Raw genomic sequence first — 23788 nt, forward strand, 5'->3', positions numbered from 1 at the left:
GGGGGCCGCACCGGCCCCCCGCCGCCCGCCATTTCGACAGCAGGGGGGCGCTGTGCCCGACAGCATGACCTTTCGAAACGAGGACCTGCCGGCCCTCTTCCACCACACCGACCAGGCGGCGATCTCCCGGCAGCGGGAGTCCACCCAGGCGACGCGCGCCCAGCTGCTGCTGCTCGTCGCGGCCGCGGCGGCCGCCGCCTTGCCCACCGGTCCCCAGCTGGGCTCCCTGTACCCGATCGGGCTGCTGAGCGTGCTCGCGTACGCCGGGGTGCTGGGCGTGGGCATGCGGGCGACCAGGCGCCGGGCCCGCCCGCAGTGGCAGCTCAACCGGAGCGCCGCCGAGTTCATCAAGTCCCTGGCGTGGCGGTACGCCGTGCACGGGGCGCCGTTCGGCAGCGAGGTCGCGGGGGCGGAGGCCACGTACCGGACGCGGCTGGAGGCTGGTCTGGACGAGCTGAAGAAGATGGGCTGGGAGGATCCGCGGGCCTCCGGGACGGTGCCGGAGGGCGGGGAGATCACCGGCGCGATGTTCAGGCTGCGCGGGCTGGACTACCAGGTGCGGCGCGAGACGTACGTTCGGGACCGGCTGATCGAGCAGCGCAACTGGTACCAGCGCAAGACGGAGGTGTCCCGGCGTGCGACCGCCCTGTGGTCGTGGACGATCGTGCTGCTGACCTGCCTGGCCCTGTTGTTCGCCGTGTTCGGGGCGTTCGGCTCGGGTCCGGGGCCGAAGCTGACCGGGCTGCTGAGCGCGGCGGCGGCGGCCGGCATCGCCTGGAACGAGGTGCGCCGCCACCATCCGCTGATCGAGGCGCACACGCTGATCGAGCAGGACCTGGCGGCGATGATGGTCGTGATGCAGACGACCATCACCGAGTCCCAGTGGCCTTCGGCGGTGTACGAGACCGAGCGGTACGTCTCCCCGCAGCACACGGACTGGCTGGCCCGGCACAGCAGTTGAGGCTGGTTGTCCGAGGGCGTGGCTCAGTCCCGGGTCACGCCCTCGCGCCAGATCACGGTGACCGGTTTGCCCAGGGAGCGGGCGTAGGCGACGATCTCGGCGGTGCCGCCGTGCCCGCGCGCGGGCAGCCCGTCCCAGACGGCGACGAGCCGGTCGCAGGAGTCGGCGATGTAGGTGCCGGCGGCGTAGTAGGCCTCGTCGGTGGAGCGGGGGAAGTCCATCCGGATCTCCTGCGAAGCCCGCAGCTTGAGTCCGCGGTAGCGGGCGAGGGACTCGGCGTCTTCGAAGGCGTCCTCGTAGTCCCCGCTGGGGATCACCACGGTGAGGCCCGCGCCGTATTCCAGCGCGATGGCGGCGAACAGCTGGTCCGCTCCCTCGGCGAGGCTGGACAGCGCCTCCAACGGCCCCTCGTGGCCCCCCAGTACGGCGCGCAGGCCGCTCTCCACGTGGGCGAGCACCTCGCCCGGAATGGACCGGTGCCCGGTCACGCCGATTCGCTTCATTCGGAACCCTGCCTCCCCCGTGGACACGGACACCCTGGACATCCTCCCAGATGGCGGGAGGACGTCCAGGGGTGCGGCGGGGGCGCGTGGGTCACCGTCAGTAGACGCTGACCCCGTAGGCGTTGAGGGCCTCGACCACGGGCTGGAAGTAGGTGGTGCCGCCCGAGGAGCAGTTGCCGCTGCCGCCCGAGGTGAGGCCGACCGCGCGGGTGCCCGAGTAGAGCGGGCCTCCGCTGTCGCCGGGCTCGGCGCAGACGTTGGTCTTGATCATGCCGTAGACGATGTCGCCGCCGCCGTAGTTGACGGTGGCGTTGAGGCCGGTCACCGAGCCGCTGTGGGTGCCGGTGGTGGAGCCGCGACGGGTGACGGACATGCCGACGGTGGCGTTGACCGCGCTGGTGATGTCCTGGCTGCCGACCGTGCCGGGGTGGGCGAGCGAGGTGTTGCTGTAGCGGATCAGGCCGTAGTCGTTGGTGGGGAAGCTGGAGCCGACCGTCGGGCCGATGGTGGTGGTGCGGGAGGAGTTGGTCCACCAGGTGCCCGCGCCGTCGGTGCAGTGCCCGGCGGTCAGGACGTAGTACGTGGTGCCGCTGCGCACGTTGAAGCCGAGCGAGCAGCGCCAGCTGGACGCGTAGATGGCGTCGCCGCCGGAGATCAGCTTGGACAGCTTGCCGGGCGTGCGCTCGATGCGCAGCGCCCCGGCCTCGGCTCCGGCCTCGCGCTTGATTCTCGCGATGTCGGCGGCGGAGACCGTGGAGTCCGCGGTGACGACGAGGGTGCCGGTGGCGGGGTCGGTGTGCCAGGCGGTGCCCGCGACGTCGGCGCGCAGGACGGATGCCCCGGCGGAGGCGAGCCGTGCCTCGCTGAAACCACTGTCCTGGGGCTCGGCGCTCGCCACAGTGGGGGCCGCGAGCGCCGCCACGGCGGCCAGGCCGGTGGCCACCGCGAGCAGCTTGGTACGGGTGATGCGCTTGATCCTCACTTCTCGTCCTCCTGGAGAGGGTTCGGGGGCCCGGCGGCTGTGGGGGTGCCGGCGCCCGTGAGGCGCAGTCGGGGGCATGACCGGCGCGTGAATTTTGGCCGTGCCCCTGACAAGCGCTGTCGGGAGTGTCCTGTCGTCAGATACCGGTCGCAAGGGCGCCTTTCAGCCGCCGCTCGCCGGCCGCCACCTCGAAGGGCAGCGTGTTCCCAGGGGGTGGGAAGGGGCAGATGAAGTGGTCCGCGAAGGCGCAGGGCGGCAGCAGGGCCCGGTTGAGGTCGACGGTGACCGCGCCGTCCTCCCCCGGGACGCCGGGCTTCAGGAAGCGGAACCGGTAGCTGGAGCGCCCGCCGGTGGCATCGCCGAAGACGGCCCAGAGGCTGCCGTCGTCCTCGTCGACGGCGACCTGGAGGGTGTGCTCGGCGTCGGCGAAGCGGAAGCTCAACTCACCGCCGATGCCGAGTCCGCGTTCCCGCCCGTCGGCGTTGTCCACCTGGACGGTCCGCTGCTCGGCGTACGGCTTGAACCGCCCGGGCAGCGCGAATGCGGGATCGTACGGGGTCGCCTCGATGCCGCCGAAGGCCCGGCGGGCCTCGGAGTCGGGGTCGAAGACGCGTACCGCCCACTCCCCTTCGCGCCGGATCACGACGAGTCGCAGATCCCCCGTGGTGAGCCGGGAGCGCGAGGGCGGGCCCTCGTCGGCGGCGAGTACCGCGTCACCGGTGAAGGGCTCGCCGTCGAGCTGAAGGGAATCCTCGGGGGCGGCCCTCAGCGCCACCCCGTCGTCGATCGCGCTCCAGCGCCCCGGAACGGCCGGAATTCGACCTTCCGGGTAGTCGGCGAGCCAGTGGGTGCCGATCAGCGCGAGGGGACCGTAGGGGGCGGACACGGTGGCCACCCGATGCTCGTGCCAGGCGTACCAGGCGGCCTGCGGATCATTTGCGTCATCGCTCATGCCGCTCAACCCTTCCACACCGGTCCGGACGGGAACCCCAGGTGAAGCCGGGGTACGCCGTCCGGACGCGTGGAATCCGAAAGGGGCTCAGCAGCCGCAGTCGCAGCCGCAGTCACAGCCGTCGCAGCAACCGCCGTCGCCGCAGCAGTTGCAGCCGTCACAGTTGCAGTTGCCGCAGTCGCAGTTGTTGCACCAGGGCTCCTTCTTCTCCCGGGACCACGGAGAATCGTGCTCGGCACAGCACAGCTGGCAGGTGCAGAACAGCCCGATGGCCACCGCGCAGCCGGCGAGCAGCCCGCGCCGCGGCTTCTGCGGGGGCAGGCCGCCACCACCGTGACCGCCGCCGCCCCAGCCGGGGCCGCCCGGGCCCGGCCCCATGGGCGGGGCCGTGCCGGGACCGCTCGGCGCGTAGGGGTTGGAGGCGTAGGGGTCGGAGGCGTAGGGGCTCCCGCCCGACTGGGGGCTGCCCGCGTAAGGATTCGCGACGTACGGGCCGCCGCCCTGCCCTGTGGAGTTCGTCGCCGCGTGCCCGTGCCCGCAGCTGCTGGTGCCGAAGGCCCGGTCCACCGACGTGCGCAGCTCGTGCACCAGCAGCCGGTGGGCGAGCCCCGCGTCCGCGAACTCGACCTCGCGCAGCGCGAGCCGGATGCCGTGCAGCGCGTCGTCGCACAGCCGGCGGGCCTCGGTGAGCGAGGTGCCGGTGGCCGTGAGCGGGTTCCAGGCGCCCGCGGCGGCGTCGGCGGCCTGGTCCTCCACGGCGTCGAGCAGGTGGGCGAGCCGCCCGAAGTAGCGGCCGGCCTCGGCGAGCGCGGGGGCGTTGCCTGGCCGTCCGGCGAGCTGCGCGGTATGGGCGAAGGCGGCGGCGGTCGCGGTCTCCGTCGGCTCCGTCACGACGAGCACGGACGTGCCGAGCCCGGCCAGCGTCTCGATGCCCGCCTGCCGGTCCACGGCGTCGACGAGCACCGCCGTGTCGAAACCGAGCGAGGCTCCGGTGCGCGCACCGGCCCGGTCCCAGCCGCGGGCCACCTTGCGGGCGGCCATGGCGATGGGGGCGCGGGCCAACAGCCCGTCCCGGTCGGCCACGTGGTCCCGTACCTTCGCGGAGGCCAGGACGAGCGAGACGGCCGCGGCGAGCCGCGCGCCCTCGCCGTTGGCCACGGAGGCGGTCCGCATCCCGCGCAGCGGGCAGGGGCCCGCGGTGCGCCGGGCGCCGGCGGCGGGACCGGACTGAGCATCCGTCAGAACGGAGACGAGCAGCCCGTCGTAGTTGGTGACGATCCTCGCGAACTGGCCGTGGTCGCCCCGAAGTGCCAGGCACAGCCCGCACAGATGGGCCATCCACTCCGCCTTGAACCGCTCCCCCAGCCGGTGCGTGCATGGTCTGACGATGCCGAACAAAAGTGCTTCCCCCGTGTGTCGTACGCGTGCCTGCCGGGCATCGTACCGACCCCCGGCCCTCACCCGTACGCCGCAATCGCTCACCCGTACGGCGGCAGCAGTCGTATTTTCACTCAGACAGCAGTGGTAGCTGCCAGGATCCTTGACCGTGCAACGGATGTTCTGCACCAGTACCGTCACGAAACCCCTGCGCGGCGACTATCCACTTGGCGCGTTGTCAGCATCATGGACGAGCATAGGGGCAGCGGAGAGAAGACAGACTGACCGCGATGAAAGGAGGCAGTCCATGGGTTCGGTGCGCAAGGCGAGTGCCTGGCTGGGTCTCGTGGAGGACAGCGACGACGAGCGTTACTACGACGACGACTACGAGTCGGCGGTGGAGCGCCAGAACGGCCCGGTTTCCGGCCCCGGCGACCAGTGGGTCACCGACCCCCGGGTCAAGGTGGCGTCCGAGTCGGCGGTGGAGCACGGCCGTCGGATCGCGACGGTCACCCCGGACGGCTTCCGTGACGCGCGTGGCATCGGCGAGCTGTTCCGCGACGGCGTCCCGGTCATCGTGAACCTGTCCTCGATGGACCCGGGCGACGCGAAGCGCGTCGTCGACTTCGCGGCCGGACTGACCTTCGGGCTGCGCGGTTCGATCGAGCGGGTGGCGACCAGGGTCTTCCTCCTGACCCCGGCCGACACCCAGATCGTGAGCGGCGAGCCCGCCGGCCGCTCGCGCGACTTCTTCAACCAGAGCTAGGCAGGGCCCTCACCGGAACGCGTCGAGCCCGGTGAGCGCCTTGCCCAGCACCAGTTGGTGCATCTCGACGGTGCCCTCGTAGGTGAGGACCGATTCGAGGTTGGTGGCGTGCCGCATGACGGGGTATTCGAGGGAGATCCCGTTGGCACCGAGGATGGTCCGCGCGGTGCGACAGATATCGATGGCCTCGCGGACGTTGTTGAGCTTGCCGAAGCTGATCTGCTCCGGCCGCAGGGTGCCCGCGTCCATCCGCCGGCCCAGGTGGTGGGCGAGCAGGATGCCCTTGTGGAGTTCGAGGGCCATGTCCGCGAGTTTCGCCTGCGTGAGCTGGAAGCCCCCGATCGGCTTCCCGAACTGCTCCCGCGTCCTGGCGTAGTCGAGCGCGGACTCGAAACTGGCGCGCGCCGCGCCCATGGAACCCCAGATGATCCCGTACCGCGCGTGGCTGAGGCAGCCGAGCGGACCCTTGAGCCCGGTCACTCCCGGCAGCACCGCATCGGCCGGCAGCCGAACGTCGTCCATGACCAGCTCACTGGTCACCGATGCCCGCAGGGACCACTTGTGCTTGATCTCCGGCGCGGAGAACCCCGGAGCATCCGTCGGGACGGCGAATCCGCGGATCCCCTCGTCGGTCTGCGCCCACACCACGGCGACCGCCGCGACGGACCCGTTGGTGATCCACATCTTTCGCCCGTTGAGCACCCAGTCGCTGCCCTCGCGCTTGGCATGGGTCCGCATCGCGGCGGGGTCCGACCCCACATCGGGCTCGGTCAGACCGAAGCAGCCGATCAGCTCACCGGCCGCCATGCCGGGCAGCCAGCGCTGCTTCTGCTCCTCGGAGCCGTACTTCCAGATCGCGTACATGGCCAGCGAGCCCTGTACGGAGACCAGCGAACGGATGCCGGAGTCGGCGGCCTCCAGCTCCAGGCAGGCGAGCCCGTACTGAACGGCGCTGGCGCCGGCGCACCCGTAGCCGGTGAGGGACATCCCGAGCGCCCCGATGGAACCGAGCTCGCGAGCCAGCTCCCGGATCCCGGGCAGCTCACCGCTCTCGTACCACTGGGCGACGTACGGCAGCACCCGGTCGGCGGCCCAGCCGCGCACGGTGTCCCGGATCGCGAGGTCCTCGGGCCCGAGGAGCTCGTCGAGCCCGAGCGGATCGGTGGGTACGAAGGACACGGGGCCTCCCGGCGGCCTGGGCGGCCTGAAGGCCGCGTGGTGCCGGGGGCCGCGGGCGCGACCGGCCCGGCCGATGGAACCTAGCAGCGCAAGTTTTGCGCGGTGCCGCTGACGCTAGTCACTCTGCCCGGACAAAATCCACCCCCAGCCGAACCAATCCGGCTCCGCCGAGAAGAATCCGGCCTCGCCGGCGTTTGAGGCACGCCGGTCAGCCGACACCAGCCAAATCCAGCCCCGCCGGCGATGAGACGCGGGGACCGGGGGCGGAGCCTGAGCCGCGCCGGTCCGGCGGCACCGGCCAAATCCAGCCCCGCCAGCGATGAGACGCGGAGACCGGGGGCGGAGCCTGAGCCGCGCCGGTCAGCCGACACCAGCCAAATCCAGCCCCGCCGGCGATGAGACGCGGAGACCGGGGGCGGAGCCTGAGCCGCGCCGGTCCGGCGGCATCGGCCAAATCCAGCCCCGCCGGCGTTTGAGGCGCGGGGACCGGGGCAGCGCCCCGGCGGCGGCGCCGCACCCGACGGTCAGCCCGCGTGCTCCACCGGAGCCGGGCACGGCTCGGCCTTCGCCTGCGCCGGCAAACGCACCGGCTCGGCCGACACCTCGACCCCACACTCCATGACCTTCGGCAGCTTCAGCGCCATCACGGCCCCCGCGAACAGCAACCCCGCGCTCACCACGAGAGTGACGTGCAGCCCGTGCACGAACGACTGTCGCGCCGCCTCGTACAGGGCGGCCCCCGCCGGCCCCCCGAGGTGCGCGGCGATCGCGTAGGCCTCGCCCAGAGAATTGGCCGCGCCCGCCGAGTCCGCCGCCGAAATCCCCGGTACGCCCACCAGCCCCGGCCGGTACGCCGCGTTCATCACGCTGCCCAGCAGCGCGATGCCCATGCCGGCACCCAACTGGTAGGAGGTCTCGCCGATGGAGGCCGCGCCGCCGGCCGTCGCCGCCGGGGCCTCGCTCAGCATCGACTCGTACGCCGCGAACAGCGTGGTCTGCAGCCCGAAGCCGAGCAGGACGAAGCCGACCGTCAGCAGCACCGGCCGGTCGTGCTGGCCCATCAGCGTCAGCAGCAGCACCGCGAGGGCGGTGAGGACGAAGCCCAGCGAGACCATCGTGCGCGGCCCGATCCGGGCCAGCGTGTACGAGCCGGTGGCGCCCGCGGCCATGGCGGCGAAGGTGAGCGGCAGCAGCCGCAGGCCGGTCTCCAGCGGGCTGAGGTGCAGTACCAGCTGGAGGTACTGCACGGCGATCAGCTCCAGGCCGACCAGCGCCAGCATGGCCAGCACGATGCAGCCGACCGAGGTCGTGAAGGCGGCCCGGGAGAACATCCGCATGTCGATCAGTGGGTGCGTACGCCGCTTCTGCCGCCGTACGAAGAGCACCAGCAGCACCACGCCGAGCGCGAGCGGCACCAGCGCCTGCGCGTCGAACAGCTGCCGTTCCGCGCCGAGCCGTTTGATCCCGAGGACCGCCCCGAGCACACCGGCGGCGGCCATCAGCGCGCCCAGTACGTCCCACGGCCCGTCCGCCGCCCCGCGCGATTCGGGCAGCAGCCGGCGTCCGAGCGGCAGGATCAGCGCCATCAGCGGGATGTTGATGAGGAAGACGGAGCCCCACCAGTAGTGCTGGACGAGGAATCCGCCGAGCACCGGCCCGCTCGCGGCGCCGATCGCGGCGACGGCGGTCCAGATGCCGATGGCCAGTGCCCGCTCGCGCCGGTCGGGGAAGACCTGTCGGAGTATCGAGAGGGTGGCGGGCATGATCATCGCCCCGCCGATGCCGAGCAGGGCGCGCGCGGCGATGAGGACCTGGGCGTTGTCGGCGAGGGCCGCGATGGCGGAGGCCACGCCAAAGAGTCCGTATCCGAGGAGGAGGATGCGGCGGCGGCCGACCCGGTCGCCGAGGGTGCCGAAGAGGATCAGCAGTGCGGCGCAGACCAGCGGGTAGGCGTCGACGATCCAGAGGAGCTCGATGGAGCCCGGGCGCAGGTCCTCGGTGACCGAGGGCACGGCGACGTGCAGGATCGTCGCGTCGAGGGCGACGAGGACCAGGCTGACGCAGAGGACGGCCAGGACGACCCAGCGGTTGCTTCCGCCGGAGGCCGCGCTCAGCCGCTGCCAGGGGGAAGGGGCCTTGACCCCGGCCGCGTTCGTCCCCGCCATGCATGTACCTCCCAGGTGATCCCTCGGGCTCGGCGGACCAGCGTCTTGTGGAGCCACGGGGGGTGGTGCGCTGTGCGGCGTCCAACGGGGTCCGGCATCGACACGCGAGTGAACGATCAGCGTACGCGAGTTCGCCTGCCCGGCACGTGGCCAAGCTCTCATCCCGGCGGCGCCCTCCGTGTGGCGTGTGCCACTCCCCCCACCCCCGGCCCTCCCCCGCGTACACGCGCGCTCACGGCCCGTGGTTCTGACCGGGGTCACCGCCCGCCGCCACCGATAATCATGCCCGTGAAAGATCTTGGATTTCGCCGGGCCGCGCCCGCGCTCGCCGTCTTCGCGGCCGTCCGGCTGCTGGGACTGGCGGTGCTCGCGGTGTGGTGCTCGGCGGCCGGCAGCAGCCCGCACACCCTGCTGTCGGCCCGTTGGGACTCGCTCTGGTACGCCCGCATCGCCGCCGAGGGGTACGGGTACGAGGTGGTCCTCCCGAACGGCGACGTCCACTCGAACCTGGCCTTCTTCCCGCTGCTGCCCTGGTTGGAGCGGCTGGTGTCGGCACCGACCGGGCTCGGTCACGGCTCCGCCGGCCTGGTGGTGTCGGTGGTCGCGGGGCTAGCCGCGGCCTGGGGGATCTTCGCGGTCGCCGACCTCCTCCACGGCCGCCGCGCCGGGGTGTTCGCCGTCGGGGTGTGGGCGGCGCTGCCCGTCGGGATCGTGCAGTCGATGGCGTACAGCGAGCCGCTGTTCACCGCACTGGCCGCCTGGGCGTTGTACGGGGCCCTGCGCGGCCGGTGGCTCACGGCGGGCCTGCTCGCGGCGGCGGCCGGTCTGACCCGCCCGGTCGGGGCGGCGGTGGTCGCGGCGGTGTGGGTGACCGCGGTACTGGCCTGGCGGCGCGGGGAGCGCTCCTGGCGCATGGCGGTCGGCGGGGCGCTGGCCCCGATGGGCGCGGCGGCGTACGTGCTGTGGGTCGGGGCGCGTACCGGGGGCGGGCTGTTCGGATACCTGGACGTGCAGGGCGGCTGGGGCAACGGCTTCGACGGCGGCTGGGCCTTCGCCCGGTTCATCGGCGGGAAGCTGGCCTCCTCCGCCTTCCTCGCCGGGGTGGGGCTGATCGCGGGGGTCGTGCTGGTGCTGTGGCTGTACGGGAAGTGCGTGCGGCAGGGGCAGCCGGCGCCGCTGCTCGTGTACTGCGGGATCCTCGTGGCGCTGGCGCTGTGCGCGTCCGGATACTTCGGCTCCAAGCCCCGGCTGCTGCTTCCCGCCTTCCCCCTGCTGCTGCCCGTGGCCTTGGCCCTGGCCCGGTGGCGGACCCTGCGGGCGGGCGTGGTGTTGGGCGCGGGGGCCCTGGCCTCGGCGGTCTACGGGGCGTTCTGGCTGAACGGGTCGGGGCCCCCGTAGGCCCGGCCCATGGAGAACCCGGCCCATAGAGAATGGAAAGGGCCTGCGTTGATAAAGCTCGGGTAAGCGCGTGAATCAATTACCGGTATGCGGATCGAGGCCGCGCCAACCGCTGTCGAAATACCCGCAATTAAGTCCCGCGTGAGACCAACTCCACATCACATGGTCATCACAAAGCCCGCGATTCGCCCGGGCTGAGCATCAACGCGCGGTAACGTCGATTGAGTGCGTACCGACCAAATCCTGACCCGTCTGGAGCGGGTGTTCGCCCGGCTGGACCGGGAACCAGAGCGACCGGCTCATCTGCAAACCCCGCAGATGAGCCGGCACCGCGTCGTACTCCTGGGATCGACCCTCGCCTTCTACCTCGCGATCGTGGTGGCCGTACTGACCACGTCCTGGCTCGTCCGCCTGGACTGGCAGATCATGTTCTTCCGGCCCTACGAGCAGTGGCCGCAGCTGCACGCCTTCCTCGACTACCTCGTCGTGCTCGGCCAGCGCGGGCCCACCGCGGTCATGGTCGCCGCCTGGCTCGGCTGGCGCTCCTGGCGGCAGCACACCCTCCGACCGATGATCACCCTCGGTGTGGCACTGCTGCTGCTCAACGTCACCGTCGGGGCCGTCAAGCTCGGCCTCGGCCGGCTCGGCCCGCACTACGCCACCGAGATCGGCTCGGCCGAACTCTTCGCGGGCGGCGATATATTTCCTTCCGGCCACACCGCCAATGCCGTCGTGACCTGGGGGATCCTGGCCTATCTGGCCTCCACCGTGGTCACCCGGCGGGTGCTGTCCGTGGTGTCCGCGGTCGTCTCCCTGAGCGTCGGCGCCACCACCGTGTACCTCGGCACGCACTGGGTCAGCGACGTGCTGCTCGGCTGGTCCGCGGGGCTGCTGATCCTGTTGGCGCTCCCCTGGTTCGAGCCGCTGATCGCCCGGGTCGAGGCCTACGTCTTCGAGCTGCGCGAGCTGCTGCGCCGTCGCGCGGAGACCGGGCGGATGCCCGCTCCGGTCGTCACCGCGCTCACCCCGCTCCTGTCCGCGGGCGGGAAGTGGCAGCTCCGGCCCGTCGCCGACCCGGTCCCGGAGCTGGCGGCGGCGCCGGCCGCGCAGCCGGCCACGGCCGGTGCGGTCACCGCGGTCGCCGCGCACTCCCCGGCGCCCCGGCCGGCCGCGCACGTGTCCGGCCGGCAGCACGTGATCCGCTCGGAGCGGACGCCCGTCACCCCGGTCGGCAGCCGCCGCCCGGCGCACGGCGAGCGGGCCGCCGCCCGGGGGGCCGCGGCGGCCCGGCCGGTGGCCGGCGGCTGAGCAACCCACCGCGGGGGCGGTACGCACCACCCCACCCCGCGACGAGCCCCGCGACATGAAGGCGGGCCGGGTCACCGACCCGGCCCGCCTTCGTCGTCCGTCAGCGCCACGCCCGGACGTTCGTCCGTCCCGGGTCACGCTTGTGTCACAGAATATCTACAACCGCCAATTGTTTTGCGGCCCGCGACACGCCCGCCGTGCAGACTCTTTGGAATTTCCCCCGAGAACGCTGGTATTTCCCTCGGGGATTGCCGGCGTCCTGTTGGACCAGACCAACTGAATACCCCTCAGGACCGCTACATTTCCTTCACTTCTCCGGCCCCACGGCCCGTCCGAGGAGATCCCGCGCGGCCCTGATCCGGTCGGTCAGCTCGGGCGGCTCGACCACCTCGAACTCACAGCCGAGCAGCATGATGTGAATCACCAGAACGTCCAGGTTCACCGCCCCGGTGCGCAGCAGACAACCGGTCGCGTCGACCGGTTCCAGGGCTCCGTCGCTCGGCCCGATGATCCGCGCCGCCTCTTCGGCCGAAACCTTCAGCCGCACCACCGCGCGGGCCGCGTACACCCGCTGGGACACGCCTTGGGAGACGTACGCGGCCAAGTCCTCTGCGGGCGGCGGGCGCGGGGTGAACCTCGGTCCGTGCGGGGGCCTGGGCTCGATCCGGTCGGCGCGGAAGGTCCGCCAGTCCTCCCGGTCCACGTCCCAGGCGACCAGGTACCAGCGCCGCTCGGTGCACACCAGCCGGTGCGGCTCGACCGTGCGGCGGGTGGCGTTGCCCCCGTGGTCCGAGTACTCGAAGCGCAGCCGCTCGCCGTCCCGGCAGACGGCGGCGAGCTCGGCCAGCACCGAGGGGTCCACGGTGGACCGCTCGGCGCCGCGCAGCATCGGCACGGTGAACTCGTTGAGCGCGGAGACGCGGCGCCGCAACCGCGAGGGCAGCACCTGCTCCAGTTTGGCCAGGGCCCGTACGGAGGCCTCCCCGATGCCCTCGACCCCGTTGCCGGCGGCGGTGCGCAGCCCGACGGCCACGGCCACGGCCTCGTCGTCGTCCAGCAGCAGCGGCGGCAGCTCGGCACCGGCGCCGAGCTGGTAGCCGCCGCCGGTCCCGGGGCTCGCGTTCACCGGGTACCCGAGCTCGCGCAGCCGGTCCACGTCCCGCCGAACCGTCCGCGGTGTCACCCCGAGCCGGTCCGCGAGGTCGGCCCCGGTCCATTCGCGGTGGGCCTGCAACAGGGACAGCAGGCGCAGCAGTCGTGCGGAGGTTTCGAGCATGCCCAAGAGTCTGCCGGCGGGGCGCGGCGCCAAGGTCCGGGGCGGTTCAGGGCCGGTAGGGCAGCTGGGGCACCACGAAACAGGTGCGGGTCATGTCCCCGCCCTGGGTCACCCAGCCCTTGCCGTCCTGCCAGCGGGCCACGGACAGGCAGGTCCTGCGTTCGGCCGGCGGGACCGGCGAGGGCACGAAGGAGACGGGCAGCAGCAGCCCGCGCGCGGTGTAGGGCTCCGGGCGGCCCATGAACCGTTCGACACACGGACGGGTGAGGTCGGGCAGGCAGGAGCGGGCCGCGTCGGTGAACCACATGGCGGCGGCCCAGCCTTCGAGCTGCCACTGGGACAGCGCCTTCCCCGCCAGCGCGGCGCGGAACTCCGCGACGGCCGGGGCTGCGGCGTCGGCGTGGTTGCGACTCGACCCGGTCACCCAGAGGGAGTTGCGGCAGCCGCTCGCGTCCTTGAACTCGGCGGGCACCCGGTCGTCCCAGTTCTGCACGTTGGTGACCTTGGCCGTGACCCGTACCCCGGCGGCGTCCATCGCCTCGCAGAGCCGGGCGTTGCCGTGGGTGTCGAGCGCGTCGAACACCAGGTCCGTGCCGCGCGCCTTCAGGTCGGCGGCGACGGCCCGGAAGTTGGGCAGGGCGAAGTCGACCTGCTCGGGCACCACCTCGTACCCCTCGGCGCGCAGCCCCTGGGTGATCTGGCGGGCGTAACCGGCGGAGGCGGCCTGGTTGTAGGCGACCACGGCGGCGCTGCGGGCGCCCTGCTCGTGCTTGAAGTACCGGTAGACCTCGGTGCCGCCGTAGAGGGTGCCGCCCCAGCCGGGGGCCTTGCCGTCGCGGGGAGCCTGGCTGCCGTAGATCCCGTACAGGTGCGGGTACGTGTCGTACGCCGTCCCGATGGGCTGTCCGCCGATGTCGGGCACGCCGGCCCGGCTGACCCGCGGAGCGCCCGCGTACGAGAGGGAGGTCGTCGCGACGAGCGCGAACACCTTCTCCTCGTCGAGGAGTCGGCGCACGCACGCGTTGTTGCCGATCCCGCTGCCGCCGTCGTCGCAGCCGACCACCTCGACCGGGCGGCCGCCGAGCCCGCCGCGGGCGTTCAGTACGTCGAACCAGGCTCGGGCGCCCTCACCGGGGCCGGTGAAGGCGTCTCCGCCGACGGGGCTGGTGGCGCTGGCGATGATGCCGACCTTCACCGGCTCGGCGACCGGGCGCGTGCCTTCGCGGAAGGCGCTCTCGGGGAGCCGGCTCCCGCAGGCGGCGCTCGCCGTCAGGAGCGCCGCGCACAACAGGGTTTCAGCACGGCGCCGGCGCCGCATTGCCGCTGAGCCCGATCAGCCCGCACAGGGTCTTCATCGAAACCTTCCAGACCCCGTCGTCGAGCACCGAGACGCCCTTGCTGTCGGACAGTGCCGGGGAGCCGTCGACCAGCAGGTCGTAGGTCACGGTCGCCTCGGTGGGCGAGGTGAAGGTGACGTTCGTGACCTTCACGGAAGTCTTGTCCGCGTTGGGGAGGTGCGCGAGACCGGCCAGCAGCGGTTCCATCAGGTCGCCGTGCTCCAGCACCTCGGCCTTGTCCTCCGTGGTGACCTTCGGATCGAAGAAGAGGACCCAGTTCTTCTCGATCTTCGCCTTGGCCGCCGCGGGGTCGGCCGGGCCGTCCGCGGTCGGTGTGGCGGGGGCTCCGGCGGAGGGCGGGCTCGACGCCGCGTTGCCTCCCGCGGTCGCGTCCGAATCCGAATCCGAGGAACATCCCGCGAGGGCCGGCACGACCAGCAGTACTGCGGCCGCCGCCCAGGCCGCGGCACGTGGGTGTCTGCTCTGGACCATCTGGCTCACCACCGGTGTCCGAGCGAGCCGTTCGGCTCGATGCTTCCAGGGTCAGTGTCTTCACGGCATCCCGCAACGCGCGGACCGAGCGGACGGGGGGGCGGTGTGCGAACGGTGTGGCCGGGCCTGGGCGCTGTGGCGTGCGGGGCGCTGTTGTGCCTGGCGGGCTGGTACGGCGTGTCCGGCGAGCGGTTCGCGGAGCGGCAGATCCCCTGGCTGGCCTCCTGTACGGTGCCGGGCGCCGCCCTGATCGTGGCAGGTGCGGGGCTGCTGGCCCGGTGGCGGCCGGCGCCCCCGACGGCGCCGGCGGAGGAGCCCCCGCCGCCGGGCCCCTCCTCCACCGGACCCCCGGTCAGGGTTCCCGGCGGCACCCTCGCCCACCGGCCGGACTGCCCGCTGGTGGACGGCCGCCCCGAGGTGTTCCCGGCGGACCCGGCGGACGGGCTGACCCCGTGTCCGGTGTGTGAGCCGCCGTGGCCTCTCTGACGTACGAACTCACCCTGGCGGGCCTCGCGGTCGGCAGCGCCGCCGCGCTGACCGGCATCGGGCTGATCGTCACGTACCGGGCCACCGGCGTGCTGAACCTGGCGCACGGCGCGGTGGCCATGGTGTGCGCGTACGTCATGCGGGAGCTGGTGGTGCGGTGGTCCGTGCCGACGGGGGTGGCGGCCGCGCTCACCGTCCTGGTCTTCGCCCCCTGCCTCGGGATGCTGCTCGACCGGCTGCTCTCCGCCCGGCCCCGGGACCGGGTACGGGACCTGACGATCACGATCGGCGTGTTCGTCCTCCTGATCGGGGTGGCGGTGGCCGTCTGGGGACCGGGCGCACGGGCGGACGCGCCGGTGCTCTTCGGCTCCGAGCCGTGGCCACAGCTCGGAGCCGTGCTGGTGTCGGCCCTCCTGGTCGCCTGGACGACCCGCCGTACGGCCTTCGGCCGCGATCTGCGCGCGGTGGTCGACAACCGCGCCCTGGCGGAACTGGGCGGCATCGACACCGCCCGGGTCGCGGCGGCCGGCTGGGCGTTCGGCGCCGCCACGGCAGGGCTGACGGGCATCCTGCTGGCCCCGTACCTCCGGCTGGACCCGTACGGGCTCCCGCTGCTGGTCCTGGAAGTGCTCGCGGTGGCCGTCGCCGCCCGGCTGCGCAGCCTCCCGGTGGCCGTCGGCGTCGCCCTCGCGATCGGCGTGGCCCAGGCGCAGCTCACCCGCTTCCACCCGGAGGGTTGGCCCGCGCCCTTCCTCCAGTCCCTCGCCGCCAACCTCTTCGCGGTCGCCCTGCTGGTGGCGGCCCTCCTCCCGGCGTCCCGCTCGGCGGCGGCGCGGGCGGCGCCGGACCTCGGCCCGGCCCGAGGCGGCGGTCTCCCCGCTCCCCTACGGACCCTCGCCTGGGCGGTGCTGGCCGGGCTGCTGCTCCTCCCGTTGCGCTTCGGCGGGGCCGGGCTGGACGCCGCGCTGCGGATCCCCGCGCTCGCCGTGATCCTGCTGTCCCTGGTCCTCGTCACGGGCCGCGGCGGGCAGCTCTCCCTGGGCCAGGCCGCGTACGCGGGGCTCGGCGCGCTCCTCACCGCCCACCTGGCCGGCGCGGGCGTACCGGAGCTGGTGGCCCTCGGGCTCGCCGTCCTCCTCGTCGCCCCGCTCGGGCTGCTGACCGGCGCCCCCGCGATCCGGCGGCGCGGCCTGGCCCTCGCCCTGGTCACCCTGGCCGTCGGCGTCATGGTCAGTCGGTTCGTGTTCGCGCAGCCGTACGCGACGGCAGGCCTGACGCCGTCCCGCCCGGCGGGCTTCGCCGACGACCGCGCGTACTACGTGCTGGAGCTGGCGCTCCTGGCCGCCGCGCTGCTCGCGGTACGGGCCCTGCGCCGGGGCCGCCCGGGCCGGGCCTTCGCGGCGCTCCGGGACCACGAGGCCGGGGCCTCGGCCGCGGGGATCCCGGTCCCGCGGCTGAAGCTCCTCGCCTTCGCCGTCGGAGCGGCGCTGGCCGCGCTGGGCGGGGGGATGCTGGTCATGGCGGTACGGGCCTTCGACCCCGAGGCCTTCGACCCGATCCGCGGCCTCCTCTGGTTCGCGGCGGTAACGGCCCTGGGCGCGGACAGCACCCTCACGGCGGTGGCCGCGGCCACCCTCCTGACCACCCTCGACACCACCACCCCAACCGCCCTCCCCGCCCTGACCATCGGCCTCCTCACCCTCACCACCGCAACCCTGCTGACCCGCAGCACCACCCCGGCCCCACCGGGGAACCATCCAGCCCCGCCGGCGTTTGAGGCGCGGGGCCTGGGGCGGAGCCCCAGCAGAACGCCGCCCACGCCCCCGACCCCGCCCGGCACACACCCAGCCCCACCGGCACTCAAGGCGCGGGGCCCGGGGCAGCGCCCCAGCACGCCGCCGAGCGCCAATTCAGCCCCGCCGGCGTTTGAGGCGCGGGGCCCGGGGCAGCGCCCCGGCAACGGCGCCGCGCCGAGAACCGAGCCGCCGCTGCTGCAAGCGCGAGGCCTCCACGTTCGCTACCCCGGCGGCGAGCCACTCCGCGGGCTCGACCTGAACGCCCACGCCGCCCACATCACCGGCATCGTCGGCGAGAACGGCGCCGGCAAGACCACCCTCCTGCACTGCCTGGCCGGCACGCTCCGGCCGAGCGACGGCCGGGTCCTCCTCGACGGGCGGGACATCACCCGCCTCCCCCCACACGCCCGGGCCCGGCTCGGGCTCGCCCGGACCTTCCAGCAGCCCGCCGTCTTCCCCACCCTCACCGTCGAGGAGAACGTCCGCGTCGGCGAGGACCAAGGCCACCCGCACCCCGCGCACCCCACGCACCCGCACCCCACACACCCGCCACGACCCACCGCCCAAACCCTCCGCCTCCTCGACCTCCTCCCCCACCGCCACACCCCCGCCGCCCTCCTCCCCACCGGGATCCTCCGCCGCACCGAGCTCGCCCGGGCCCTGGCAGCCGACCCCCGGATGCTGCTCCTCGACGAGCCCACCGCCGGGCTGGACACCGCGGAGGTCGCCGCCCTCGCCCGCGTGCTGCGGGCCCTGGCCGCCGACGGGATGGGCCTCGTGGTCATCGAGCACGACCTGGACCTGCTCGCCACCCTCACGGACACGGTCCACACCCTCAGGGACGGGCGCCTCCATGCCCCTTGAGATGGCCCTGCACGCCGCCCGCGTCCGCTACGGCCCGCTGGAGGCCCTGCACGGCGTCGACCTGCCGGTGCCCGCCGCCACCCTCACCGTGCTGCTCGGCCGCAACGGCTCCGGCCGTACCACCGTCCTGCGCGCCCTCGCCGGAGCCGTACGGCTCGGTTCCGGCGCCGTGTCCTGGCGTACGGCCGACGTCACCCGCCTACCGGCCCACGAACGGGCCCACCGCGGGCTGTGCTTCGTACCGGACCGGCAAGCGGTGTACCCGTCGCTGACCGTCGAGGAGAACCTCCTGCTCACCGCCCCGCACCCCGGGCCCGCGCTCGCCGCCTACCCCGCGCTGGCCGCCCTCCTCGCCCGGCCCGCCGGCACCCTCTCCGGCGGGGAGCAGCGGATGCTGGCCCTGTCCCGGGCCCTGCTCAGCGCCCCCGGGACGGTCCTGTTGCTGGACGAGCCCACCCAGGGCATGTCGACCGCCGTCGCGGCCCGTACGTACGAACTACTCGCCGCCCGGGCCGCCGAGGGCTCCGCCGTGGTCCTCGCCGAACAGAGCCTGCCCCCGGCACTCGCCCGCCCCGGGGTCCTGGTCCACGAACTGCGCCGCGGCGCGGTGGTGTTCAGCGGCGAGGCGACGGAGGAACGGCCTCCGGCAACGGCACCGGCTTCGCCTCCGGCAACGGCTTCGCCACCGGCACCCCCGCACCCACCCCCACCGGCTCCGGAATGACCAGCAGCATCCCGATCGCGATCACCCCCGGCTTCGGCCCGATCAGCGCCCGGTTCGCCGCGTACAGCGCCGGCCAGCCGCCCACCACCCGGTGCCTCCGGGCGATGGCGTACAGGGTGTCCCCGGCCCGCACCGTGTGCATCCGGCCCGCCAGCCCGTACCGCTTCGAGCACACCGGCCAGGCGTCCCACCCCTGCCGGGCGAGGACGTCCTGGGCGACCCGAATCTGCTGCCCGCGGCTCGCCAGGTCGGCCCGCCGCGCGAAGGCCAGCCCGCCGTACTCCTCCCACGTCTGCTGCCAGAACTGCAGCCCGCCGTAGAAGCCGTTGCCGGTGTTGACCGCCCAGCGGCCGCTGCTCTCGCAGTCGGCCACGCAGTCCCAGGGCCACTCCCCGCCCGGTCCGCAGTCCCCGGGCCCCTTCCCGATCAGTCCCGGCGAACCGGGGTGCGCCACCCCGGCAGGCCCGGGCGCGGGCGGTGGCGGAGCCGCTGCCGCCGCACCGGAGGGGAGTACGAGCACCAGTACGGCGGCAGCGGTGACGGCGACGGCGACGGCAGCACCGACGGCGCCTCGCCGGATCCCGAGGTTGGGCATCGCGTCACGCTACGCAGCCTCCCGCGCCGCTCCCGAACCGCCACGCGGCGCTTCCTCGCGCCCCACCCGGTCGGCCGACCGCGCCGCCTCCCCCAAACGGCCATCTCCGAGCACCAACTGCGCACAACGAGAAAACAGTTGGCACGAAAACAAAGCCCCGGTCGGACGGTTCACTCTTCCGGGGGCCCGGTTCGATTCCGTTCCCTCCAATGGCGTGACCCCGGCCGCCGATCCCCCGTTGAGCCCGGCGAGCCGGGAACCGCCCGGCCCGCACCTATGCCGAGGAGTCACCCCGTGCCGCGCATGCTCGACGTCAGTGATGAGGTACGTGCCGAGATCGGTGACGAAGAAGCCGACAGGCTGCTCGTCGGCGACGACGCGCCGCGCAGTTACGACTGCACCTCCTGCCGCACCCCCGGCGACCCCGAGAGCGACCGCACCAGCACGGTGCTGTTCGTCGGCGAGGAGACCGCCGTCCTCGCCTTCGCCCACGCCACCTGCATCCCCTCGCAGGTCGTCACCGTCTCCGAGGAGCAGCTGCAGGGCGCCGTCCGCAGCATCACCGGCGACGGCCCGGCACCCTCCGCGCCCGCCGTGCCCCTCCCCGGTGAGGGCCCACAGAACGTGCCGGGTGGCCAGGCCGTCCTCGGCATCACCAGCGGCCTGGTCCTGATCGGCGGCGAACTGCACCCCGCCCTGGTCGTCGAGCCGACCGCGCCCATCGCCCGCCCCGGCACCACCGGCCCGGGCGACGATTTCCTGCCGCTCCTCATCGAGCAGGGCTTCATCCCGGTCACGGACACCGCCGAACTCCCGACCGCCCTCGGCGGCTGGTCGGTGCTGCTCGCCGGCGGGCAGCTGCACGCCGTGCTGCAGCCGGGCACCGACGGCGGCCAGGTCGCGTGGTGGCAGGCGCACCAGGCGCTGTCGGTCACCGACGGCTGGCGGGCGGCCGTCAACAAGACCCAGCGCGTGCTCATCTACGCCGCCCCGGTCGGCTCCATCGGCCAGCAGCCCCGCGAGGACCTGCTGCGCGACGCCCTGGACAAGGCCGCCGCCGCGGGCAAGCTCGTGGCCGCCTCGATGCCCCTCGCCGGTACCTCCGGGGCCTGACGCCCAGCGGCTCGAAAACGGCCGCCGGGCCCCCCTCACCCCGGGGGCCCGGCGGCGTGCGCCGGGGGTGTGCGGTCCGTCCCGCACACCCCCGGCTTCTTGCGTTTTCGCCCCGCTCACCCCGCATCCGCAGGGCGCCGCTTTCGTTGGCTGGTACGTGCACTCATACGACTCCTCCCGCGCCCCCGCCCGTACGAGCACCGCCTCGCACACCCCGATCTACGACACGCTGTACTCGGAGTACCTGCGCGCCTTCCGGGCGCTGCCGGGCGACCGTACGGGCGAGGAGGACCTCGGGTTCACGGCGTTCTCGTACGGGGGCGCGTACGGCAGCGGCGGCGGCAGCAGCAGCGTCGGATCGTACTCCGGCGGCTGGAACGGTTCCTCGTGGCAGCGCACCGACACCTGGCAGCCCTCGTACGCCCCGCAGCCGCAGCCACAGCCCGCCTACTCCTACGCGGGCGCCGCCTCCGAGCCCGCCCCCGCATACAGCGGCGGGCGGCAGCACCAGACCGGGATGACCCACATCCCGGCGGCACTGCCGCCCGCTCCGCGCCGGGGCTACTGACCCCGAGGCGCCTACTTCTTCTTCTTGTACTGGGCGCCGCGCTTCTCGCGCACCCGCACCGAGATGTGGATCGGGGTGCCTTCGAAGCCGAACTCCTCGCGCAGCCGGCGCTCGATGAAGCGGCGGTAGCCGTGCTCCAGGAAGCCGGAGGCGAAGAGGACGAACCGCGGCGGCTTGCTGCCGGCCTGGGTACCGAACAGGATGCGGGGCTGCTTGCCGCCGCGGATCGGGTGCGGGTGGGCGGCGACGACCTCGCCGAGGAAGGCGTTCAGCCGACCGGTGGGGACGCGCGTCTCCCAGCCCGCGAGGGCGGTCTCGATCGCCGGGACCAGCTTCTCCATGTGGCGGCCGGTGAGCGCGGAGACGTTCACCCGGGGCGCCCAGGAGACCTGCTGCATCTCGGTCTCGATCTCGCGCTCGAGGTAGTAGCGGCGCTCCTCGTCGAGCTCGTCCCACTTGTTGTAGGCGATCACGATCGCGCGGCCGGACTCGACGGCCATGGTGATGATGCGCTGGTCCTGGACGCTGATGGTCTCGGTGGTGTCGATCAGGATGACCGCGACCTCGGCCTTCTCCACGGCGGCGGCCGTGCGCAGGGAGGCGTAGTAGTCGGCGCCCTGCTGGAGGTGGACCTTCTTGCGGATGCCGGCGGTGTCGACGAACTTCCAGGTGACGCCGCCCAGCTCGATCAGCTCGTCGACCGGGTCGCGGGTGGTGCCGGCCAGCTCGTTGACGACGACCCGCTCCTCCTTCGCGACCTTGTTGAGCAGCGAGGACTTGCCCACGTTGGGGCGGCCGATCAGCGCGATGCGGCGCGGGCCGCCGGGGGCGGCGCCGCCGAAAGTCTGCTCGGGGGCCTCGGGCAGGGCTTCGAGGACGGCGTCCAGCATGTCGCCGGTGCCGCGGCCGTGCAGCGAGGAGACGGGGTGCGGCATGCCGAGGCCCAGGGACCACAGCGAGGCCGCGTCGGACTCGCCGCTCTGGCCGTCGACCTTGTTGGCGCACAGCACGACGGGCTTCTTGGACTTGCGCAGCAGGCGCACGACGGCCTCGTCGGTGTCGGTGGCGCCGACCTTGGCGTCGACGACGAAGACCACGGCGTCGGCGGCCTCGATGGCGTACTCGGCCTGGGCGGCGACGGAGGCGTCGATGCCGAGGACGTCCTGCTCCCAGCCGCCCGTGTCGACGACCGTGAAGCGGCGGCCCGCCCACTCGGCCTCGTACATGACGCGGTCGCGGGTGACGCCGGGCTTGTCCTCGACGACCGCCTCGCGGCGGCCGATGATGCGGTTCACCAGGGTCGACTTGCCGACGTTCGGGCGGCCGACGATGGCGAGGACGGGGAGGGGGCCGGCAGCGGCCTCCTCGAGGGCACCTTCGACGTCCTCGATGTCGAAGCCCTCTTCCGCGGCGAGCTCCATGAACTCCGCGTACTCGGCATCGCCAAGCGCTCCGTGGTCGTGCTGGTCGTTCATGAAGTCCGTTCCTCGTCGTTCGTGGTGATCGGTGGTACCCGCGCAGCGCGGTTCCACTACTAGGTCAAGTCTCGCTCAGCGCCCGGTGAGGCGCTTGGCGTCGGCCAGGTGGGCGGTCAGCCTGTCCTGGATGCGTACGGTGGCCTCGTCCAGCGCGGTACGGGTACGGCGGCCACTGCCGTCCCCGGCGTCGAAGGCCGAGCCGAAGACGACGTCGACCCGGCTCTTGAAGGCGGGCAGTCCCTTGACGAACCTGCCCTTGGTGTCGCCGCTGCCCAGCACGGCCACCGGCACGATGGGCGCGCCGCTGCGGACCGCGAAGTAGGCGAGCCCGGCGCGCAGTGAGGCGAAGTCTCCCTCGCCCCGGGTGCCCTCGGGGAAGATGCCCAGGGCCCCTCCATTGTCGAGCACGCCGAGGGCGCGGCCTATCGCGGTGCGGTCGGGGCCGCTGCGGTCGACCTTGACCTGCCCGATCCCTTCGAGGAAGGGGCCGAGCGGGCCCACGTACGCTTCCTTCTTGATCAGGAAGTGCAGGGGCCGCGGGGCGGTGCCCATCACCATCGGGCCGTCGATGTTGTGCGAGTGGTTCACGGCAAGGATGACCGGGCCGGAGGCCGGCACCTTCCAGGCACCGAGCACGCGCGGCTTCCACAGCCCGTACATGAGGCCGATGCCGATGCGCCTGCCGACCGCCGCACCCCTCAGGGAGGGCGCTTCGCTCACTTGCGGCCCGCCCGCTTCTCTTCCACCAGGGTCACGACGCACTCGATGACCTGGTCGAGCGTGAGCTCGGTGGTGTCCACCTCGACGGCGTCGTCGGCCTTGGCCAGTGGGGAGGTCTTGCGGCCGGAGTCCGCGGCGTCGCGCTTGATCAGCGCCGCCTGGGTGGCCGCGAGGTCGGCGGCCTCCTTGCCGCGGAGCTCACCGCTGCGCCGGGCGGCGCGCGCCTCGGGGGAGGCCGTGAGGAAGATCTTGAGGTCGGCGTCGGGCAGGACGGTGGTGCCGATGTCCCGGCCCTCGACGACGATCCCGTCGGCCTCCGCGGCCGCCTCGGCGGCGATGGACCTCTGCAGCTCGGTGATCAGGGTGCGCACCTCGGGGACGGCGCTGACGGCGCTGACCTTGGAGGTGACCTCCTGGGTGCGGATCGGAGCGGAGGCGTCGAGGCCGTCCACGGTGATGGTGGGCGCGGCCGGATCCGTACCGGACACTATGGCGGGCTTGCCGGCGGCGAGGGCGATCGCCTCGGGGTCGTCGGGGTCCACGCCGTTGGTGATCATCCACCAGGTGATGGCCCGGTACTGGGCCCCGGTGTCCAGATAGCGCAGCCCGAGCTTGGCGGCCACGGCCTTGGAGGTGCTGGACTTGCCCGTGCCGGAGGGACCGTCGATGGCGACGATCACGGCTGCCGGAGCTGCGGTTTCCACGGTGCGGGCACCTTCCTGGTTGCGCGTACGAATGCGGGCGCGCG

22 protein-coding genes are annotated in these 23788 nt (G+C 73.2%); 9 read left to right on the plus strand and 13 right to left on the minus strand.

The genetic code is table 11. The features are described 5' to 3' along the window. Positions 1-64 precede the first annotated feature (64 nt). Positions 65-961 carry a DUF4231 domain-containing protein gene (locus ACFV9H_RS07280; protein WP_385394491.1) on the plus strand — a complete coding sequence of 299 codons (897 nt, stop codon included), beginning with the start codon at positions 65-67 and terminating at the stop codon, positions 959-961. 23 nt (positions 962-984) lie between these two features. On the opposite strand, the gene ACFV9H_RS07285 is transcribed toward ACFV9H_RS07280, so the two are convergent. The 4 genes from ACFV9H_RS07285 to ACFV9H_RS07300 form a co-directional block, all read right to left on the minus strand. Then, positions 985-1464, minus strand: a complete 480-nt coding sequence (locus ACFV9H_RS07285; protein WP_385394492.1) for a hypothetical protein — start codon at positions 1462-1464, stop codon at positions 985-987. Positions 1465-1561: 97 nt separating this feature from the next. Beyond that, entirely contained in the window at positions 1562-2446 is an 885-nt protein-coding gene (locus ACFV9H_RS07290) for a S1 family peptidase (protein WP_385394495.1), read from the minus strand. A gap of 136 nt (positions 2447-2582) precedes the next feature. After that, positions 2583-3398 carry a DUF1684 domain-containing protein gene (locus ACFV9H_RS07295; RefSeq protein WP_385394498.1) on the minus strand — a complete coding sequence of 272 codons (816 nt, stop codon included), beginning with the start codon at positions 3396-3398 and terminating at the stop codon, positions 2583-2585. An 87-nt stretch (positions 3399-3485) separates the two neighbouring features. After that, positions 3486-4796, minus strand: a complete 1311-nt coding sequence (locus tag ACFV9H_RS07300; protein WP_385394500.1) for a DUF5685 family protein — start codon at positions 4794-4796, stop codon at positions 3486-3488. 286 nt (positions 4797-5082) lie between these two features. On the opposite strand from ACFV9H_RS07300, the gene ACFV9H_RS07305 reads away from it, so the two are divergent. Beyond that, on the plus strand, positions 5083-5541 hold the full coding sequence (locus ACFV9H_RS07305; protein ID WP_385394502.1) for a cell division protein SepF: 459 nt from the start codon (positions 5083-5085) through the stop codon (positions 5539-5541). Positions 5542-5550: 9 nt separating this feature from the next. Here the strand turns inward: ACFV9H_RS07305 and ACFV9H_RS07310 are convergent, their stop codons facing one another. Further along, the gene (locus ACFV9H_RS07310) at positions 5551-6720 is read right to left on the minus strand and encodes an acyl-CoA dehydrogenase family protein (RefSeq protein ID WP_385394505.1); all 1170 of its coding nucleotides are present in this window, start codon (positions 6718-6720) and stop codon (positions 5551-5553) included. 524 nt (positions 6721-7244) lie between these two features. After that, positions 7245-8885: an MFS transporter gene (locus ACFV9H_RS07315; protein ID WP_385394508.1), complete on the minus strand. Its 1641-nt coding sequence runs from the start codon at positions 8883-8885 to the stop codon at positions 7245-7247. 282 nt (positions 8886-9167) lie between these two features. Here ACFV9H_RS07315 and ACFV9H_RS07320 point away from each other — a divergent pair, with 282 nt between their 5' ends. Then, positions 9168-10283 (plus strand): hypothetical protein, encoded by a 1116-nt coding sequence (locus tag ACFV9H_RS07320; RefSeq protein WP_385394510.1) that lies wholly within the window; start codon positions 9168-9170, stop codon positions 10281-10283. A 225-nt stretch (positions 10284-10508) separates the two neighbouring features. Next, entirely contained in the window at positions 10509-11591 is a 1083-nt protein-coding gene (locus ACFV9H_RS07325; RefSeq protein ID WP_385394513.1) for a phosphatase PAP2 family protein, read from the plus strand. 307 nt (positions 11592-11898) lie between these two features. Here ACFV9H_RS07325 and ACFV9H_RS07330 read toward each other — a convergent pair whose 3' ends face one another. From ACFV9H_RS07330 to ACFV9H_RS07340, 3 genes are read right to left on the minus strand one after another with little or no spacing between them, the layout of a single operon-like run. Continuing rightward, positions 11899-12867, minus strand: a complete 969-nt coding sequence (locus tag ACFV9H_RS07330) for a helix-turn-helix transcriptional regulator (RefSeq protein ID WP_385394515.1) — start codon at positions 12865-12867, stop codon at positions 11899-11901. A 46-nt stretch (positions 12868-12913) separates the two neighbouring features. Further along, positions 12914-14185 carry an ABC transporter substrate-binding protein gene (locus tag ACFV9H_RS07335; protein ID WP_385394518.1) on the minus strand — a complete coding sequence of 424 codons (1272 nt, stop codon included), beginning with the start codon at positions 14183-14185 and terminating at the stop codon, positions 12914-12916. Then, a complete protein-coding gene (locus ACFV9H_RS07340; RefSeq protein WP_385394520.1) occupies positions 14163-14696 on the minus strand; it encodes a hypothetical protein in 534 nt (177 codons plus the stop codon). Before ACFV9H_RS07340 ends, ACFV9H_RS07335 begins: the two co-directional genes overlap by 23 nt. A gap of 105 nt (positions 14697-14801) precedes the next feature. Between ACFV9H_RS07340 and ACFV9H_RS07345 the strand changes: the two genes are divergently transcribed. The 3 genes from ACFV9H_RS07345 to ACFV9H_RS07355 are packed head-to-tail and all read left to right on the plus strand — an operon-like array spanning position 14802 to position 18566. After that, positions 14802-15182 (plus strand): hypothetical protein, encoded by a 381-nt coding sequence (locus ACFV9H_RS07345; RefSeq protein WP_385394523.1) that lies wholly within the window; start codon positions 14802-14804, stop codon positions 15180-15182. Beyond that, on the plus strand, positions 15170-17842 hold the full coding sequence (locus tag ACFV9H_RS07350) for an ATP-binding cassette domain-containing protein (protein WP_385394526.1): 2673 nt from the start codon (positions 15170-15172) through the stop codon (positions 17840-17842). The genes ACFV9H_RS07345 and ACFV9H_RS07350 overlap by 13 nt, the downstream gene beginning before the upstream one ends. Then, a complete protein-coding gene (locus tag ACFV9H_RS07355; protein WP_385394528.1) occupies positions 17832-18566 on the plus strand; it encodes an ATP-binding cassette domain-containing protein in 735 nt (244 codons plus the stop codon). The genes ACFV9H_RS07350 and ACFV9H_RS07355 overlap by 11 nt, the downstream gene beginning before the upstream one ends. On the opposite strand, the gene ACFV9H_RS07360 is transcribed toward ACFV9H_RS07355, so the two are convergent. Beyond that, the gene (locus ACFV9H_RS07360) at positions 18457-19161 is read right to left on the minus strand and encodes a transglycosylase family protein (protein ID WP_385394531.1); all 705 of its coding nucleotides are present in this window, start codon (positions 19159-19161) and stop codon (positions 18457-18459) included. The two genes, ACFV9H_RS07355 and ACFV9H_RS07360, sit on opposite strands and share 110 nt — an antisense overlap. Before the next feature lie 294 nt (positions 19162-19455). Between ACFV9H_RS07360 and ACFV9H_RS07365 the strand changes: the two genes are divergently transcribed. Together ACFV9H_RS07365 and ACFV9H_RS07370 are read left to right on the plus strand one after the other, a co-directional pair. Then, positions 19456-20274, plus strand: coding sequence for a hypothetical protein (locus ACFV9H_RS07365; RefSeq protein ID WP_385394534.1), 819 nt, complete (start codon positions 19456-19458; stop codon positions 20272-20274). A gap of 157 nt (positions 20275-20431) precedes the next feature. Then, entirely contained in the window at positions 20432-20842 is a 411-nt protein-coding gene (locus tag ACFV9H_RS07370; protein WP_385394537.1) for a hypothetical protein, read from the plus strand. Between the two features lie 11 nt (positions 20843-20853). Here ACFV9H_RS07370 and der read toward each other — a convergent pair whose 3' ends face one another. From der to cmk, 3 genes are all read right to left on the minus strand, one after another. After that, on the minus strand, positions 20854-22317 hold the full coding sequence (gene der / locus ACFV9H_RS07375; protein WP_385394539.1) for a ribosome biogenesis GTPase Der: 1464 nt from the start codon (positions 22315-22317) through the stop codon (positions 20854-20856). A gap of 75 nt (positions 22318-22392) precedes the next feature. After that, positions 22393-23082: a lysophospholipid acyltransferase family protein gene (locus tag ACFV9H_RS07380; protein ID WP_385394542.1), complete on the minus strand. Its 690-nt coding sequence runs from the start codon at positions 23080-23082 to the stop codon at positions 22393-22395. Then, complete coding sequence (cmk, locus tag ACFV9H_RS07385; RefSeq protein ID WP_385394544.1) at positions 23037-23744, minus strand: (d)CMP kinase; 708 nt, start codon at positions 23742-23744, stop codon at positions 23037-23039. The genes ACFV9H_RS07380 and cmk overlap by 46 nt, the downstream gene beginning before the upstream one ends. Positions 23745-23788: the final 44 nt, after the last annotated feature.

The sequence above is a fragment of the Streptomyces sp. NPDC059874 genome, assembly GCF_042731135.1.
Classification (GTDB): domain Bacteria; phylum Actinomycetota; class Actinomycetes; order Streptomycetales; family Streptomycetaceae; genus Streptomyces.

Coding starts and splice junctions, on each gene's coding strand:
- ACFV9H_RS07280 (WP_385394491.1), top strand. CDS start 65: ATGACCTTTCGAAACGAGGACCTGCCGGCCCTCTTCCACCACACCGAC.
- ACFV9H_RS07285 (WP_385394492.1), bottom strand. CDS start 1,464: ATGAAGCGAATCGGCGTGACCGGGCACCGGTCCATTCCGGGCGAGGTG.
- ACFV9H_RS07295 (WP_385394498.1), bottom strand. CDS start 3,398: ATGAGCGATGACGCAAATGATCCGCAGGCCGCCTGGTACGCCTGGCAC.
- ACFV9H_RS07305 (WP_385394502.1), top strand. CDS start 5,083: ATGGGTTCGGTGCGCAAGGCGAGTGCCTGGCTGGGTCTCGTGGAGGAC.
- ACFV9H_RS07315 (WP_385394508.1), bottom strand. CDS start 8,885: ATGGCGGGGACGAACGCGGCCGGGGTCAAGGCCCCTTCCCCCTGGCAG.
- ACFV9H_RS07320 (WP_385394510.1), top strand. CDS start 9,168: ATGCCCGTGAAAGATCTTGGATTTCGCCGGGCCGCGCCCGCGCTCGCC.
- ACFV9H_RS07330 (WP_385394515.1), bottom strand. CDS start 12,867: ATGCTCGAAACCTCCGCACGACTGCTGCGCCTGCTGTCCCTGTTGCAG.
- ACFV9H_RS07335 (WP_385394518.1), bottom strand. CDS start 14,185: ATGCGGCGCCGGCGCCGTGCTGAAACCCTGTTGTGCGCGGCGCTCCTG.
- ACFV9H_RS07340 (WP_385394520.1), bottom strand. CDS start 14,696: ATGGTCCAGAGCAGACACCCACGTGCCGCGGCCTGGGCGGCGGCCGCA.
- ACFV9H_RS07355 (WP_385394528.1), top strand. CDS start 17,832: ATGCCCCTTGAGATGGCCCTGCACGCCGCCCGCGTCCGCTACGGCCCG.
- ACFV9H_RS07360 (WP_385394531.1), bottom strand. CDS start 19,161: ATGCCCAACCTCGGGATCCGGCGAGGCGCCGTCGGTGCTGCCGTCGCC.
- der (WP_385394539.1), bottom strand. CDS start 22,317: ATGAACGACCAGCACGACCACGGAGCGCTTGGCGATGCCGAGTACGCG.